At 73.1% G+C, this 16886-nt stretch carries 10 protein-coding genes; 2 read left to right on the forward strand and 8 right to left on the reverse strand.

All coding sequences use genetic code 11. The annotated features are described in order from the left end of the window. Positions 1 to 61: 61 nt before the first annotated feature. The gene (locus ABZX85_RS36465; RefSeq protein WP_355878656.1) at positions 62 to 541 is read right to left on the reverse strand and encodes a hypothetical protein; all 480 of its coding nucleotides are present in this window, start codon (positions 539 to 541) and stop codon (positions 62 to 64) included. A 183-nt stretch (positions 542 to 724) separates the two neighbouring features. Between ABZX85_RS36465 and ABZX85_RS36470 the strand changes: the two genes are divergently transcribed. Both ABZX85_RS36470 and ABZX85_RS36475 read left to right on the forward strand, forming a co-directional pair. After that, complete coding sequence (locus ABZX85_RS36470) at positions 725 to 1312, forward strand: 3'-5' exonuclease (protein WP_355878659.1); 588 nt, start codon at positions 725 to 727, stop codon at positions 1310 to 1312. Positions 1313 to 1779: 467 nt separating this feature from the next. Next, a complete protein-coding gene (locus ABZX85_RS36475; RefSeq protein ID WP_355878662.1) occupies positions 1780 to 2742 on the forward strand; it encodes a hypothetical protein in 963 nt (320 codons plus the stop codon). A gap of 67 nt (positions 2743 to 2809) precedes the next feature. Here the strand turns inward: ABZX85_RS36475 and ABZX85_RS36480 are convergent, their stop codons facing one another. The 7 genes from ABZX85_RS36480 to ABZX85_RS36510 are packed head-to-tail and all read right to left on the reverse strand — an operon-like array spanning position 2810 to position 16629. Beyond that, positions 2810 to 4630, reverse strand: a complete 1821-nt coding sequence (locus tag ABZX85_RS36480; protein WP_355878964.1) for a hypothetical protein — start codon at positions 4628 to 4630, stop codon at positions 2810 to 2812. 5 nt (positions 4631 to 4635) lie between these two features. Continuing rightward, on the reverse strand, positions 4636 to 8226 hold the full coding sequence (locus ABZX85_RS36485; RefSeq protein ID WP_355878664.1) for a DUF5682 family protein: 3591 nt from the start codon (positions 8224 to 8226) through the stop codon (positions 4636 to 4638). Next, entirely contained in the window at positions 8223 to 9362 is a 1140-nt protein-coding gene (locus ABZX85_RS36490; protein WP_355878667.1) for an AAA family ATPase, read from the reverse strand. Before ABZX85_RS36490 ends, ABZX85_RS36485 begins: the two co-directional genes overlap by 4 nt. Before the next feature lie 44 nt (positions 9363 to 9406). Beyond that, the gene (locus tag ABZX85_RS36495) at positions 9407 to 14344 is read right to left on the reverse strand and encodes a DNA-binding protein (RefSeq protein ID WP_355878966.1); all 4938 of its coding nucleotides are present in this window, start codon (positions 14342 to 14344) and stop codon (positions 9407 to 9409) included. A gap of 14 nt (positions 14345 to 14358) precedes the next feature. Next, positions 14359 to 15222 carry a DUF4132 domain-containing protein gene (locus tag ABZX85_RS36500; RefSeq protein ID WP_355878670.1) on the reverse strand — a complete coding sequence of 288 codons (864 nt, stop codon included), beginning with the start codon at positions 15220 to 15222 and terminating at the stop codon, positions 14359 to 14361. Continuing rightward, positions 15200 to 16117, reverse strand: coding sequence for a hypothetical protein (locus ABZX85_RS36505; RefSeq protein ID WP_355878673.1), 918 nt, complete (start codon positions 16115 to 16117; stop codon positions 15200 to 15202). The genes ABZX85_RS36500 and ABZX85_RS36505 overlap by 23 nt, the downstream gene beginning before the upstream one ends. Further along, positions 16063 to 16629 carry a hypothetical protein gene (locus ABZX85_RS36510; RefSeq protein WP_355878675.1) on the reverse strand — a complete coding sequence of 189 codons (567 nt, stop codon included), beginning with the start codon at positions 16627 to 16629 and terminating at the stop codon, positions 16063 to 16065. Before ABZX85_RS36510 ends, ABZX85_RS36505 begins: the two co-directional genes overlap by 55 nt. Between the last annotated feature and the right edge of the window lie 257 nt (positions 16630 to 16886).

Genomic DNA, 16886 nt, shown 5'->3' on the forward strand with positions numbered 1-16886 from the left:
AGCCGACGTGGAAAAGATCCCGGACGCCCTCTCGGGCCGGCGGGTAATGGTCTCAATACGGCTACCCGTTCCGCCGGGCTCTGGTGTCGACGAACTGCTGGATGCGAGCCGCGAGGGCGTCGGTGTCGATGGGCGGCCCGATACGTTCACGTCGCTGTCCCCAGAGAGCTTGTGCGGGCAAAAGGCCCGCAAGGCATTCGACGACGTCGATGAAGTGGGTGATCAGGCCCGAGCTGTCCAGTTCAGGGTCATAGTGCAGCCGCAGGCCTTCGAACGGTCCCGGATGGTGGTGCACAACAGACCCCCGGGCCAAGGGATAGAGCCAGATGACGGGTTCGTCCGTGTCTTCGTCGAGAACCGCGAAGTGGTCGTCGACCTGTTCGAAGCGCAAGTGGTCCAGGGATCCCCAACGAGCATCCGTGGGCGGGAAATTCGGATTGTCGTCGCCGCAGAGAAGAAAGACATCACCGAAGCTGGGCCGCTGCGGCCCGGTGAATATGACATCGATCACGCAGTCCTGCTCGACGTTGACAGGTTCCATGTGTTCAGGTCTTCCCTTCCAAGAAGGCATTCTTTTGCAGCCCGTACTGTAAACGTCACCGCCTACCTGCCCGACCTCCATCACTTCCCCAGCGTAATTTCGTTACAAGGGTTGACGACGGTGTGGACGTGCGGAAGAAAAATGAGTTGTCGAAACTGGAAAAGCTTTCCTATGCTCAGTTCCATGCGCCACGAATCCTCTCTGCTGAACGTCATTGACGTGGAAGCCACCTGCTGGGACGGACAGCCGCCGCCCGGCTCGGTGAACGAGATCATCGAGATCGGTCTCACCGTCGTGGACGTGGCGGCGGGCCGCCGCGTGTCCCGACACCGTGTCCTGGTCCGCCCTGTCCGGTCGACGGTGAGCGACTTCTGCACCGAACTGACCGGCCTGACTCAAGCGGAGGTGGCACGGGGCGTCACCTTCGCCGAGGCGTGCCGGATCCTCGTCGAGGAGTACGAGGCCGGGGAGCGCCCCTGGGCGAGCTGGGGCGAGTACGACCGTCGGCAGTTCGCTCGGCAGAGCCAGGCCGACGGGGTGGCCTACCCGTTCGGCTATCCGACGGAGCGGACCCACACCAATGCCAAGGCCGTATTCGCCGCGGCCTACGGGCTGCGCAGGAAACCCGGCATGGACCACGCTCTGCAGATCGCCGGACTGCCGCTCGAAGGACGCCATCACCGCGGTGAGGACGACGCGTGGAACATTGCCGCACTCGTCCTCGATCTGCTGGGCCGGGGAGCATGGCCGGTCACGGCCGCGATCGCCTGACTTCGTGCTTTCACGAGGTGTGTGTCCCTTTCGCTGCCGACGAGAAGGCGTTGGCCAGCTCACGCGTCCGCACCTCAGGATCAGGGACCGCAGTGGGAACGGACACCGCGGGTACTCCTCGTGCGACATGCATCTGGGAAAGCCAGTCCGTTCCAAGAGTCGAAGGGGGCAAGGAGCCTCCGGGCGGCCCGATTCTCGCTGTGGAGCTGCTGCTTCGGCGTCCGTGATCGTACGTAACAGGTCACGTACTTCGAGTGCAGGCGCACACTGTTTGTGCCACGGAGACGATCTACTGGACCCGGGCGGGGACGGGTACTCGGTTCGAGTGGCGCGATCTCCCGAAGGAGGCGTACGGCAGCCCGGACGAGAACGAGTACACATTGCAGCCGGGGCCCTCGGCGCTGCCCGGTTCGCCGGAGGCAGTGAGGTCGTTCCGTCCCCGCGGCGCGTAGAGGTGAGGAGGGTCCATGTCGGACGAGAGCGACGTGCGGGAAGACATCCTGTACATCCACGAGGAGCGGGGGACGACCTACTTCTTGCTGATCGCCTACAGGCCCGGCGACGAGGCCCAGGCCGCCGGTTATGTTTTCCGGCGCCCTGTGGGCAGCGACGACCCCGCCGAGAACATCCTGGCGACCAACGACACGCTGCGCGAGCTGTGGTGTTCGCCGCAGGGGAGCCCCTGGCTGACGAGCACCACGGGTCTGGTCTGGACGACGGCACCGGTGGCCTGGCCGGACGAGGAGGAGATCGCCGACCTCGAGTTCGATGTGCCTGAGGGGGACCTCACCTGGCGTCATACGGAGCTGCCGGCACAGAGTTCCAACGGCCTGCGGCCGCGGCCGTGGGCGATCTGGGGGACTTCGGATCGGGACGTGCACATCGGCACTCTCGGCGGCGTGCTCTACCACTGGGACGGCGAGGTCTGGGCCCAGCACGATCCCGGTCTCGAGCGCCCCATCGGCTGCATCCGCGGACGGGCTGCCGACGACGTGTACGCGGTGGGGTACGGCAGCACCATCCTGCATTTCGACGGAGAGCGGTGGCATGCGATCGAGGACCCGGACGGGGCGGCCACCGAGGACGTACTCACCGGTATCGCGTTTCCGCCAGGCGGTGACGTGCTGATCAGCGGCAAGAGGGGCGGCCGCCTGCTGCGTGGAACGGCGGAGCAGGGCTTCACCGTCACGGGCCGGTATGGACTGTCCTTGACCGATATGGCACTGGTGGACGGTCGGCTGTTCCTCGCCGCGGCCAAGGGTGGTGCGGCGGAACTGACCGCGGACGGCGTGCGGGTCCTGCGCCACGACCTGCAGCCCTGGTCGGTCGCTGAGGGCGACGAGCGGGCTTACTTCACCATCGCCACCGGTGACGCCGCCTATGCCGAATTGAACCTTGCCACCGGCGGGTGGCGGAACCTCAGTTACTGAGGTCTTGGCCGGTACTCCCAGGTCGCCGGCCGGGCGGGGGCCGCCCTCGGCGCCCGGGGGACGCTGTTCACCATGCCGATCTCGCCAAAGACCGTTCGGCGCCCGCGAGATGAACCGCCGCGGTGAGCCAGACCAGTGCGTAGCGGTCGGCGTCGGGGGCGTCGAGGCGGCCGAACACGTCGCGGGTGCGGCGGTCGGCCTCGGCGGTGAGGACGGTGGTCAGCTCGGCCATGACACCGAAGCCGCTGCGGCGCAGCGCGGCCGCGTGCCCCTGCCGGTCGCCGTCCCGGGCCGGTTCGGCGACCGCCCGGCGGCCTCCGGCGACGGCCAGTTCGACCAGGCGGCGCATCCGCCACAGCGGGGAGTCGGCCAGCGGGTCCGGGTCGTCCTGGCAGAGCCCTGCCACGGGCGGGAGGGCGTCAGGCGGCGGGAAGTGCGAGCCGGTGAGACGGTCGTAGCCCAGATCGGCCCGGCCCAGCCAGTCCGCGGGCAGCCGCAGAGTGGCCTCGGTGTCCGGCACCGGGCCGACGGCGAGGGGGCGGAGGGTGGCGGCGTGGTCGTGGTCGGGGTCGAGCCGACCGATCACACGGATGCGGATGCCCGGGCGGGCCGCGAGCTGGGCGAAGTTGGCGGTATGGGCGAGGTCGGGGTGGCTGTTCGCGGACAGGAGGCGGATCAGCGGGCCGGTTGCCGGGGTGTGCGGCAGCAGTTCGCGGGCCAGCAGGCGGTCACCGGCGGTGCCTACGACGACGAGGTCGCAGCCGATCGGTGTGCGTGCCGCCTGGTCGTCCGTCGCCCCGGGAACCGTGGCGAGGCGGGCGGCGACGCTCTCACGCAGCGGGCGCTCGAAGAGTGCGGCCAGTGGACCGGAGGTCAGCGGCAGTCCGGTGACGGGGGTGGCCCGGACGCCCTTGCCGGCGCCGAGGCGGCCCTCCGGGGAGATCGTGGCACCGGAGATCAGCAGACCGGCACGGGCGAGCCGGGCGTGGTCGAGGGCGCCGGAGCCGAGCGCGACGGTGGCCGTGGCGGCGGCCCGGGCGCGGGCGGGGCCGCCGGGCTGGACGTCGGCGACGGAGAACCAGCGGCCGTCCTCGGTGACCAGATGGGTGACGACACCCCCGTAGCCGGTGGCGCTGAGCACCGGCTCGCGGCAGACACCGAACACCTTGAGCGCGCCACCGGCACGGTAGCCGCGGCGGGCCGTGCCGATGAGGGCCGGGTCGGGGTCGGCCGCGGCCAACCGGTGTGTCGTCAGGAGGAGTTCGCGCAGAGCCGTGACCAGGTCGGCCAGGCGGTGCTGGTTGTCGCGGGCACGGGCGCCGCGCAGCCCGCGTACGACACGCAGGGCCGCCGCCTCCGCGCGGTGCAGTCCGGCCAGCCTGGCGGCGTGCGCGGCCCGGAGCAGTTCCGCCTGGGACACGGCCCCGGCGGCGGGCACTCCCGCGGCGAGTACGGCCGCTGCGGCTGTCCGGAGTTCGGTTGCCGCCCGGATCTGGGCGGGGCTGGGGCCCGAAGGCACCTCGACGGCCGGAGGCTCGTTCTCCCCGGCGGCTCCGTCTGTGTCAGCGGCTTCGGGCTCCACGGGGGCGGGGGCCTGTTCGGTCACCGGACATGCACTCAGGATCGCGGCGCGGTGCAGGCAGCGAGGGGCCAACAGACAGCCGCACACAACCTGTTCGGCGGTGGTGAGCGCACCCGACGGACTCGGCGTGAGCACGACCTCCGCGTCCTCCGCGCAGCGGATGCGGAGGACCCCGTCGTCATCGGCGACCGGAAGGGCCGCGTAGGACTCGATCGCGGCGTCCAGCTTCCTGCGGAGCCGGGAGGTCAGGGACTCGACGGCGGTGGCGACCACATCGGGGGCCACCAGGGGCAGTTGGGGCTTCATGGGGATCATCGGGGTTCTCCGCGCAGGCGGTCGCCCACCCAGCGGGCGAGGGCGAGAGGGCTGAGGGCGGCGACGGGCATGCCGGCCGCCACGAGCTGCCGGGCGATCGGCACGGAGTAGCGCGGGGTGCCGGTGTCGTCCAGGGCGGCGCAACCCATCAGGTGCACGCCGGAGGCGGCGAGGGCGCGCACCTCGTCCAGGAGCCCGGCGAGCGGGTAGCCCTCCTCGAAGTCGCTGACCACCGCCACGAGCGTCCGACTGGGCACCGTCACGAGCGAGCGGGCGTGGGCAAGGCCGGCCGCGATGTGGGTGCCGCCGCCGACCTGGACCTCCAGCAGCAGCGACAGCGGGTCGTCGACCCGGTCCGTCAGATCGATCACGTCGGTGGAGAAGGCGAGGAAGTGGGTGGAGAGGGTGGGCACCCCGCCGAGTACGGCCGCGGTGAGCGCGGACCAGATGACGGACGCCTCCATCGACCCGGACACGTCGACCACGAGGATCAGCCGCCAGTCCGCCTCCCGGTGCGACCGGGTGCGGAACACCGGCCGCTCGGGCACGACGACCGTCCGGCCGTCGTCCAGGCGCCGGGCCTGTGCGAGGTTGGCCCGCAGGGTGCGGGGCAGGTCGAGCGGGCCGCCGGGGCGGCGGGTCGGGCGGGGGGTGGCCAGTCCGGTGAGGGCCGGCCGCAGGCGGGTGGCCAGCTCCCGGGCCAGCTCGTCGACCAGGCGGCGCACCAGGGGGCGCAGCTGGGCGAGTTGCTGCTCGGGCAGGGCACCGGCCAGGGAGAGCACGGACGTGAGCAGTTCGACCGAGGGGCGTACGGCGGCCGGGTCCAGCTCGGCGAGGACGTCGCCGCGGCCCCGCTCGGCGGCCTGCGCCAGCACCTCCTCGCGGACGTCCGGGCCGAACAGGGCGGTGAGTTCCTCGCTCCATTCCCGGGCGGTCGGGAAGGACGCCTCCTGACCGCCCCCACCACCTCTGCCACCGCCTCCGCTCGTCGCGAGGTCGTCGGATCCCTCGCCGCGGCCGGAGCCGTACAGCTCGTCGAGGGCGTGCGCGTAGCGGCGGGCGTGGTCGGGGAGCCGGTCTGTCTCCCTGCCGAGGAGCAGCCGCCAGCGGTCGGCGGGGGTGAGGCGGGAGGCCGGCGCTCGTCGGAGTGCCGGTGTGGGCCGGGGTGCCGGGACGGGGGGTGCCTGCTCGGCCGCCGGGCCGGTGCCGGGCGTCGGGAGCCGGAGTGCGGTCGGTTCGGCCGTCGGGCCGGTGGGGGGCAGCGGGAGCCCGAGTGCCGTCAGTGCCGCGAGACCGGCCGCGTCCGCCGCCGTCCACATCGCCAGGAGCTCGGGCGGGGCGGTGAGGGACAGGTCGAGGCGGTCGCCGAGGCGTTCCGTGACGGTGCTGAGGAGCCGGTCGCGTCCGGCCGGGGTGAGGCTGTCGAAGCCGCCGCGCAGAGCGGGCAGCCGGTCCAGGAAGTCCTGGTCGGTGAGCGTGTCGATGCGGTCGAGGAGCGGGTCCAGGGCGGCGGGGGCCGATTCGAGGAGGGGCGCGGTGGCGCCGAGCAGTCCGGTGAGGAGCCTGGCCAGGCGGCGACGTCCGTCCGGGGCGGTGGCGGTGTCGATCCAGCCGGCAGCGCGGGCTCCCAGGGTGTCGGCGCCGTCGAGGTCGAGCAGGACCCGGGCGGCCAGGGCAGCGCCCTGGACGAGCGGGGAGCCGGTGCGGGCGAGGATGGTCAGGGCGTCGTCGATGCGCAGGCCGAGGCGGTGTTCGCCGGTCCGGGCGGACAGCGCGACCAGGGCGGCGGCGTCCTCGGGCCGGTCGCTGCCGGCCAGTCCGGGCAGGGCGCGGACGGCTGCTTCGAGCAGGGTGTCGGTCAGTGCGGCGGCTTCCCTGACGGCCTCGGGGGTGGCACCGGGCAGGTGTCCGCGGCCCAGCGCCTCCAACAGGTCCAGCGCTTCGAGCAGTTCGGGCAGCGTGGCGGCCGTCGGCAGCAGCGCGGCGGCGTCGGCCAGGCGGTCGGTGACCAGAGCGGGCAGGTCGCAGCGGGCGGCGGCCCTGAGGCCACCGAGAACATGAGCGCAGGTGGCGGCGGTCTCGTGGCGGTATGCCTCGCGGAGGGTTCCCTCGGCGGCCTGGGCGGCGGTGACTCCGCGTATTCCGGCCAGGTCGAGTCGTACCGGAACGGCCGGGGTCCACTGCAGTTTCCACCGGGTGGTGAGCGCTGTGCCGTCACCGGTGCCGGTCACCGAGACGGATTCGCCGTAGCTGACGTGGCACACCGCGAGGCGCTGCAACAGCACTTCGCGGCGGCGGTCGAGGCCGGAACGGAGTGGGTCGAGGCGGACCTCGCGCGGCCCGGGGTCGTCCGGACCGGGCAGCCGCAGCGCGGCCAGTTCGGCCTCCACCGCCGGACCGAGCCCGGAGCGCGGGGTACCGGGGGCGACCCTGCCCCAGCCGCTGCCGACCAGGATCTCCTCCGTGGCCCGGGCAAGGGCCCGGCCACGGCCGAGCGGCTCCCCCTGGCCCAGTACGGTCGTCAGGGCCTCCAGCAGCTCGCCCCGCCCGGGCGCGGGAAGCCCGCGCAGCCCGGCCAGGTCGCAGGCCAGCCGGAGGGTCTCGATGGCCTCGCCGGTGCCCGCGGTGTGTCCGGCCCTGCGCAGCGCACGGCACACGTCGGTGATCGCGCAGGCCGCCGCCTCACGGACCCGGTCTGGATCGCCTGCGGCGGCGTACACCGCCTGCTGCCAGCGGGGGTCCCGGATGCCGGCGGGGTAGCCGGACCGGGAGTCGAGCAGATCGAAGGCGTACGGGACGAACGAGGTGACGGCGGACGGGCCGTGGCCGGGTAGGGGCTCTGGGCTGGGTGGGGTGTGGCCGTCGAGAAGGGCGCGTTCCCTCGCGACATCCGCCAGGGCCGGGGCGTGGAACGCCCCGACCACCGCGGCGACGCGCCGACCACCCGCACAGGCCCGCTCCAGCACGGACCGCATGTACGTCTCGCGGGCCAGGTCCACAGCCGCCAGCGCCCCGGACGCCTCGGCGTCCCGGCGCAGCGCCCAGCCGACGCCGAGCGCGGCACGGCGGACCGCGTCCGGGGTGCTGCCCGGAGCGAGCACCTCCACCGCCCGGTCCCACACATCGTCACCGTCCCGTCCAGTGCCGGCCGCGGTGAGGGCGTCGGCGAAGACGGTCCGGGCGCCGCCCGCCCTGGCGGGTTCGACAGTGCCCCAGCCGGGGTCGGGCAACGGCAGGTCGCAGCACAGGACCTGGGCCCCTCGCGCGCGGGCCCAGCGGACGGCGGCCAGCTCCGGGGAGAAGTCCGCGAAGGGGTAGAAGCCGAGCCGTCCGTCTTCCCGGGCGCCGGCGAGGGCGACGGGTGCGACCGTGCCGGGGTCGGCTAGGTGGACCAGCCAGGGCTGGAAGTCGGCGGGCAGTTCGACGCAGACGACCTCGGCGCCGGACGCGTCCAGCAGCGCGGGTACGGCGGCGGCGAGAGCGGGGCTGTGATGACGTACGCCGAGCAGGTACGGCCGTACGCAGTCCGCGAGGGCGGAGACGGCTGCCCGGGGTTCGTCCTGAGTGGTGCTGTGAAGGACCGTCAACGGAGGTTCTCCCGCAGGTCCCATAGACGGCGCCAGAGCGCCGAACCGTCCTCGGCGCGGCGGCGGACGGGGCCGTCCCAGTAGCCGAGGAGGCGGGCGTGGTCGGCGGGGTCGTCCTTGCGGACCACGCCGAGGAGATGGCCGGGGACGAGGTCGAGGGTGTCCCCGGCGGGCAGGTAGGCGGTGGCGACCCCGAGGGAGGTGGCGACCTGCACGGCCTCGGCGGTGGACATCACCGTGCCGGGCCGCTCGACGTCCCAGCCCTCGGCACAGCGGCCGGTGCGCAGGTCGCGGAAGACGGTGACGAGGACGTCGAGGACGGCGTCGTCCACCCCGAAGGCCGCCCCCGCGCGCTGTACGGCGGCGACCGCCTGGCCGCGGACGAGTGCCAACTCGGTCCCGGCGTCGGCGATCGGCTGCACGGTCTCGAAGTTGAAGCGGCGCTTGAGGGCGGCGGACATCTCGGAGACGCCCCGGTCGCGGAGGTTGGCGGTGGCGATGACGGTGAAGCCGGGGGCCGCCGCGACCTGGGCGTCGTCGGTGCCGGACAGTTCGGGGACGCTGACCCTCCGGTCGGACAGGATGGACACCAGGGCGTCCTGCACCTCGGGCAGACAGCGGGTGATCTCCTCGACCCGGGCCACCCGCCCCGTGCGCATGGCACCGAGCACCGGAGAGTCGACGAGGGCCTGGCGGCTCGGGCCCTGGGCGAGCAGGAGGGCGTAGTTCCACCCATAGCGGAAGGCGTCCTCTGTGGTGCCGGCGGTGCCCTGCACGGTGAGCGCGCTGGTGCCGCAGACTGCGGCGGACAGCAGTTCCGAGAGCATGGACTTGGCCGTGCCGGGCTCGCCGACGAGCAGCAGTCCCCGCTCACCGGCGAGGGTGACCACGCACCGCTCGACCAGGGCGCGTTCGCCGACGAACTTGGGTGCGATGACGAGGCGCTGTCCCTGCCGGTCCAGGGTCTTGCCGTCGCTGCCGCAGATGAACGTGACGACGGAACGCGGGGTCAGGGCCCAGCCGGGCGGCCGCGGCCCCTCGTCGTGGGCTGCCAGGAAGGCGAGTTCGGCGGCGTGCCGCTCCTCGGCGGGCAGGATCTGCCGGGCCGGGGCGGCGGCCGTCACGGTGGTGCTCACGGATGTCCTCAGCGATTCGGTACGGGGTGCGTGGGAGTTCCGCTTCAGCGGCGGGGTCCGCGCTTGGTCTTGAGTTCCGCGAAGCGCGGTACGTCGCCCTCCCGGACGCGTCGCCAGGCCCTGCGGTACAGGTCGGGGGCCGGTTCCACGTTCAGCGGAAGGTACTGGCCGGTGAGCAACTCCCCGTACAGGGGCAGCTTCCACTGCTCCAGCGGCAGATGCGGAAAGGAGAGGGCCTCCCAGCCGCCGGGCAGGAAGAAGGAGCGGCCGGCGCGGGACCGGCTGCCCCCGACCACCAGGCCGGTGGTGGCGGCCAGTTCGGCGCGGGCCGCCTTGAGCCGGGCGGGCTTCCAGCCGGTCCAGCGGGCCGTGTTGCGGTCGGTGGGGTCGGGCATCGCGAGCAGCATCAGATACAGGGCGGCGGCGTCCTCACCGATGCCGTACTCCTTCGCGGCCTCGGCGACCAGTTCCGGTACGGACCGGGTGGGGTCCTGCGGATACCAGGTGCCGTCCTTGCCGCGCTCGCCCGCGACCGGGTCGCCCGGGTCGGCGAGGAAGGCCGCGAAGCGCGGGTCGCGGGCGACCCGCAGCGCCGCCTCGGCCGGGAAGAGCGCTCCGTCCTGCCCGAGGCGCAGGGCGGGCAGGTACGGGTCGTGGCCGGCCGCGTCCAGGAGAGCGACGCACAGGGCGGGGGCGGGCATGTTGTCGTGGGTGGCCATGATGATCGCGCCGTACCGCTCGAATCCGCTGCCGACCTCGGTGGGCCGGCCGACCGCCTCGCGGAAGCGGGGCAGGTCGACGTAGGTGACGAGGTCGAGCATGAGCCCGGGGTGGGCCAGCCGGTCGTGTATCGCGCCGAGAGCGGCGGGCAGCGCGGCGCGGACCGGGTCGCCGACGGGCAGCCGGTGCGCGAGCCAGGCGGCCAGGACGACCGAGTCGATCAGGCTGGCCGCGGTGAACCCGACGGCGTTTTCGTCGAGCTGGGCGACCCGGTCTCCGGTGACCGCCCATTCCAGGTCCCGGCTGAGGCGGGGCTCGGAGGCGGGGTCGAGCAGTGCGGCCAGCGTCGCGGCCTCTGCGTACAACACGCGCTGCACCTCTCCCAGCAGCGCCTCCGGCAGCATCCTGCGCCTGCCGACCTCGCTGTTCCAGACCTCCGCGGCGGCCGCTGTGTCGGGGCCGTCCGTCCACAGTCCGGCCGGGTCCCGGGGCAGGAGGGCGGCGACGACGGCGCGAAGGACCGAGGAATCGGTCTTGTGCAGTTCGTCCTTGGCAAGGGCGGCGTCCGTCACCTTCACACCGAGCACGCCCCGTGCCTCGGCCGTCAGGAAGGACCGGTCGTCACTGTCCACCTGTGGCAGTCCCGCCAGGATCAGCCGAGCCATGGTGCCCGTGACCCCGGTCAGCCGGGCGAACTCCTCGGCCGCCGCCGGCATCCACGGGGCCGGTCCCCGCTCGGCCAGCTCGGTGAGGAACGCCGTGACCCAGCCGGCCTCGCGGTCCTCCACCCCGACCGGGGAGGAGGATTCGACCGTGTAGGGGGCGGGGGCCTCGAAGCGGCCGGACGGGTCATGGAAGAGCGCCTCGAAGTCGCAGCCCTCCTCCTCGTCGAGCATGGCGCACGCGGTGACCGCGAGGAAGGCTCCCCCGGTCAGCGGCAGCACGCCTTCCAGATTCCCCTCACGCCACTCGCCGTCCGGGGTTCGAAGATGACTCGCGTCGACATGGAGGGAGACCCGGTGCCAGCGCGCGGGCTCGGCGGCCGAGGTCAGCCCGAGCGCGTCGAACTCGCGCAGCAGCGCCACCAGGGTCTCCCGGTGGTCCGGCGAGGTGGTGGGCGAGGCGACCCGGAACGCCGTCGCGGTGACGAGGTCGGGCAGGGGCGCCGCGTCCAGGTAGCCGCCAGGCAGTTCGGGACCGTCGAGGTGGAGGCGTACGGCCGGGGCGGGGCCGTCGGCCGGGAGTGAGTAAGACGGGTGGGCTTCGGCCGGGAGTGAGTCCGACATGGGAACGTCGGCCGGGAGGGAGTCCGTCGCGGGCGTTTCGGGCGCGCGCAGTGTTCGCCTGAGGACCCGCATGCGCCGGAAGACGTTGTCCCGGTCGGTCGCGTGGTGGTCCCAGCCGCCGCGGCAGCCGTCGAGGCCGCTGAGCGCCTCGCGCAGCAGCCGGTCGGACGGGCCGGCGGGGCCCTCGTCCTCCTGGGCGTCGGCGAGTCGTGCGGTCAGCCGGGTCGCCGCCGCGGCGAGGACCTTCTGCTGCTCGGCGGCGTACCGCACCACGCCCGCGATGCCCGCCAGGAGTGCCTCGTCGGTGACCTGATGCAGCAACTCCACCACGTCATGCGTGAGTTCGGCCCTCAGCAGGGCCCGGGCGGTGTCGTCGTCGATGCGGCGCAGTACGGCGGAGCCCCGCGGGTCCCGGGGCCGCAGGCAATGCCAGTACCGCAGTGGCGGAAGGATGGGGGTGCCCGCGGCGAAGTTCCCCGGGGCTCCGTCCGTCTTCGCGGTGGCCGTGACCACCGCGTCCGGGTCGACGAGATGGATGCTCCAGCCGTATTCGCGGGCGGCGGCCACAAGCCGGTCGGCGCCGGGGAACCGCACCGCGGCGTACGGCATCCCGAACTCCTCCGGGACGGTGACCTGGCGTCCGGCGAGGTCCTCGCCGAGCCAGGTGCGGTCGGAATGGCGCAGCACCGCTCGCCAGCCGAGCAGCCCGTCCACCGGCATGCCGGCGGGAGTGGCCTCGTCGAACGGGTAGGGCGCCAACGACCCCGGCGCCCAGGTGCCCTCCCCGTAGGCGTCGGCGAGAAAGGCCGGCGTGCTCTCGCGGCCGAGCCGCCCGGTCGCCGGGTCGTACTCCAACCAGGTGTTCCCGCCCCACGCCCAGTAAGAGGTGCCGTCCCCGAGCAGGTTCGCCGCGACGGGCACGGTGGTGTCGCCCCGGTGCAGGACGCCGCCGCCGGTGGCCCGGCCGCCGCCGGGCAGGGGCAGGGTCGGGACGCCGTTGTCCTCCCGATACCAGTTCATCTGGCTGCCGCGGGGGACGGTGTCGCCCTCCAGGGTCAGGATGCGGTCGGGGGAGTGGTGCCAGTATCCGCGCGCGCCGTGGTCGAGGGTGGGCCAGTGGACGAGGAGTTCGCCGTCCACGAAGTGGAAACCGAAGGAGCCGTAGGTGCCCAGGGCCGGCAGCCGCAGATCGTGGGTGAGCAGGGTGCCCTCGGTGCCGATCACCCGGACCTGCGCGGCACCGGCGACGATGAGATACGGCCAGGCGTCGGTGACGTGGAGATCCTCGACGCGGTCCTCGCGTACGAGGTCCCTGGCCGCCTCGTCCCAGGCGGGCCAACCTAGTTCGTCGAGGATCCCGGCCCTGAGCGTGCGGGCGAGCAGCGGGGCGAGGTCGGTGGCGGCCACCTCCCGGATCTCGTCCTCGGCGAGCCTGAGGGCCTCGCCGGGGAGCCACTTCAGCCGCTTCAGCGCTTCGGGGAGGCCGGGCAGCCCGGTGGCGGTGGAGCGCCGCGCGACCTCGCGCACCCAGTCGGCCAGCATCGGCCGGCCGCCGGGCGACTGGACGAGGGCCCGGATCGTGTCCAGGTCGTCCTCGTCGCCGTCGAACGTGTCGGCCGCCTTGTGGAAGACGTCCCGGAACCGCTCGGCGGCGGCGAAGGCGAGCAGGTCGCGCCGGTTCTCGCCCATCGCCCACCCATGGAGTTCCACCCCGTGGAACACGCCGGCGGGCACGTCCAGGGCGAGCAGCAGGTCCAGCAGGTCCAGATCGTGTCCCGCTTGCAACTCCCCGTTCGACGCGTTGAGTTCGGCGCGCAGGCGGTCCGCGGCGCGCTCCGCGAGCGGGTACAGGGCGGGCAGGTGCGAGGGTTCGTGCCAGCCCCGCGTCCGCTCTTGGAACGCCAGGAAGCGGGCGAACCAGCCCGCGGTGCCGTCCTGTGGCCGCTCCTCGTCGGGCAGCGAGTCGTCCCAGAGTCCCACGAGGGCGCCGGACTCCTCCAGGATGTCCAGCCACATCAGCAGTACGTCCCGCTCGCCGGAGTCCGGCATGAGGTTCAGCAGCGTGCCGCGCACCGCGGGCTCGCGCCGGGCCAGGGCGACGACGCCCGCGCGATGGGCCTTCCACCAGCCGGGTGCCGCCTTCGCCGTCGTGGGTAGCGCGAGCAGGTCGGCCAGGTAGTCCTGCTCAGCCGTGCCCCCGTCCTGGCCGGCCGCGCGGGCCAGCCTGCGCACGTCCCGCGCCAACTGGGCCGACGGCACGAGCCCGCCCGCGGTGCGCCGTACACACAACCGGGTGAAGCGCTCCAGGGCCTCGCCCGCCGGCACCCGGGCGGCCAGGTCCTTCGCACAGCCCGACAGCACGGTCGCCGACAGCGCCCCGGCCAGGGCGAACTCGAGGAAGGCGGCGTCCGTCCGCTCCTCGTCCACGGCAAGCCCATGCTCGGCCTCCGCCTGCCGGGCCCGGTTGAACAGCTGGGCCGCGTACGTGGGGTTCTCCGCCGACAGGAAGACGCGCGCGGCCTGTTCGTAGAAGGTCGGCAGAAAGTGCGGCACGGCTGCGGCCAGCCGTACGGCCACCTCCCGGTAGGCGTCCAGGGCCGCCTGCGGCCGGGACTTCGCCAGGCGCGCGATCCGCTCCAGCTCCGGTACGACACTCAGCGCGTGATGCCCGTCCTCCGGGTGGTGCACCAGCACCCACTCCGGGAAGCCGAGCGCCTGCCGCGCCCCCAGCCCGACCTCGACCGGCGCCGCCTCCGGTTCGAGCCCGAGGTAACCGGCGGCCAGGTCCTCCGCCGCGCCCAGCTCCCCGGCGACCAGCCGCACCACCACGCGGTCGTCCAGCCCCGGGTGCGTGTACGAGCGTGCCGTCAGTGGCACCGCCCGCTCGCCGGCACCCTCCGTGCCACGCGGCAGCACCGCACCGGCGGCAAGCAGTTCCTGGTACTCCTCGTACTTCTCGTACTCCCCGTACGGCATCTGCGTTCCCCCGCTCACGCGCCCGTCACCTCGTCGATCACTCGTCCGGCGTACAGCGCCGCAGCCATCCGCATCCCCTCCGACCAGGCCACCGGGCCGACATCCGCGATCCGCAGGGTCCGCCCGTCGGGGTCGTGCCAGGACAGCGGGCCGGTCGACACCTGGTACTCCCAGGGCTCCCCGATCCACACCGCGGCCTCCACGGTGCGCGCCCCGTCGCGCACCCGGCGCACGGCCCGGGAACCGGACACCCGGTAGCCGAGCGAGGTGGCCCGCCCGGCGAGCGCGGAGCGCGTCGGGAACCAACCGCCGGCGAATTCGGAGACCCACGTCGCCTTGCCGTCCGCATCAGCCGGCCGCTGCCAGGTCGCCCGGTGGATCTGCTCGACGCGCTGCACGATCCCCAGTTCCGCCGCGAACTCCCGCAGGTCCTCCAGGTCCGGCAGCAGCACGGGGTGCGGCAGCGTCACGGTCCGCGGGGACAGCCGTACGGACTCGCCGTCGAGGTCCACCACGCGCAGCTCACCCGACTTGGTGGCGTCCCGCAGGAAGCCCATGGCATCCGGGTCGTCGCCGACCACCACGAGGTCGCGCAGCGCCGACTGCCAGGCCGCGTCGCGCCACACCCGGACGAGGAGTTCCGTGGGCACCGGCAGGGCCGACACCATCCAGGTGTCGACCTGTGCCACGCACGCCGTTTCATGCCTCGCCAGCCACTCGGCGAAACGGCGCAGCCGCTCCACCTCCGGATGGTCCTTGAGCGTCTTCGGCAGCGACTTCAACTGCCGCCCCGCCGCCCGTCCGGCCGTGGCCCTGGCCGTCACCCGGCCCTCCACCAGGGCGACTTCATACCCGTCACCCGCCGTCAGCCAGCCCACCGGCCCCGCCTTCCGCCTGAAGGGAAATCAACATCGACACAGCTCGCCAGGGATCCGGCACTCGGTGTGACGATGAGCGGAACGCTAGGTGCAGCCACTGACAATCGCCCGGTCGAATCTCTCCAGCGCACGACGACTCAAGCCCACCGGAGGTCACCGGCACATCCGCAGAACCACGTAACCGCGTCACGTAACGGACGCCAGACAGGGCACGACCCCGCCGGGCGGCTCGGGCGGCTCGGTCCCAGGGGCCGGCGACGTACCGGCGGGAGGCCCACCGGGAAGCGGGGCACATCACGCGAAGAGGTCTCCGTAGGGTGTCGGCCAGCGTGCTGGTCGCGTCCGTCAGCGGATGGCCGTCGGCGGCCCGCAGGAGGTCGACCGCCTCGTCGAGGTGCCCCCGCTGGGCCAGGACCAGGGCGACCCCGGCGGTGCCCACCGCCAGCCCCGGCGGCAGCGCCTGTGCCGCGGTGGCCGCGTCCCGGCGCAGCCGCCTGTCGACGTCGTCGGGGATCGGTACGCCCGCTCGGTGCAAGGCGTGCACCACACCGGCGGTTCCGTAGGCCAGGTACACCGTGTTGGTGTGGAACCCCAGCGGCGGGGGAGGGAAGACCCACTCGGGCCGGCCGGTCTCGGTCATGCCGAGCAGAGCCGTCGCGGTCCGGTCGGCGATCTGGGCCAGACAGCCCAGCGGATCGGCGTCGACCTGCTCGGGGCCGGGAAGCGCCGAGGACCCGCGCTCGACGGGAAGGTGGAAGGAGCCGGCCCGCTGCCACAGGTCGTCCGGTACCGACGCGGTCGCCGCCAGGTCACGACGGAGCAGCGCGAGGTTGCCCGCGGTCATCCGGGGAGCGTTGTGGAACGGTGCCAGCAGGGCGACGGTGAGTGCGGCCATGAGTTGCGGTCCGTGAGGAGCGGTTCGGCGGGGTGGGCCGCCGTGACCTCGGGGGGCGGTGCGAATCCCGCGGTGCCCATGCGGGCGGGGGGATCGCCCACCGGCGTCACGGACTCGAAGTCGATGAGCCGGGCTTCTCCGGCGGGGGCGACGATGACGTTTCCGGGACTTACGTCACCGAACCGCAGTCCCAGGGCGTGCGGTTGACCCAGAGCCGAGTCCAGCACGGGAGAAGCGCCGTTGATCCACCGCGTCAACGGGACTCCGTCGACATGCTCCATGACGAGGAAGTCGTGCTCCCACTCCGTGAACAGCTCCAGCGGCCGCGGGCACACTCCGGGAGCCGCCCGGTGAACGGCGGTCAGGGTGTCGTACTCCTGGCGCAGTCGCCGCTTGGCATCGACGCCGTCCCAGGTGTAACCGTTGTGCGGCCGGGCCTCCTTGACGAAGACGAGGCGTCCCGTGCGGGTGTCCCTGGCCTGGTACGCCCCGCCGGCGTTGCTCGGCTGCAACACCTTGACGATCTCGTAGTCACGGATGCGGATCGAGCCCTGGTGCTGCGCCGGCTCCTCGGCGACGAAGGGGTCGGTGATGCCGTCGGGAAGCGTGAAGAAGGGTAGCCGTACGTCCGTGACGTCCTGTCCGGTCCCGTCGGTGAGAAGGGGTTCCGAGGAGCCGTCGGGCAGCAGCCGGGTCTGCGGCTGAAGGCGCCGTAACGGTAGTGGACGTTCCGGGAGTTCCGGTAGCGGCGGTCGGAGAGGACATAGGA

Source organism: Streptomyces sp. NPDC004539 (genome assembly GCF_040610055.1).
In the GTDB taxonomy this organism is placed as follows: domain Bacteria; phylum Actinomycetota; class Actinomycetes; order Streptomycetales; family Streptomycetaceae; genus Streptomyces.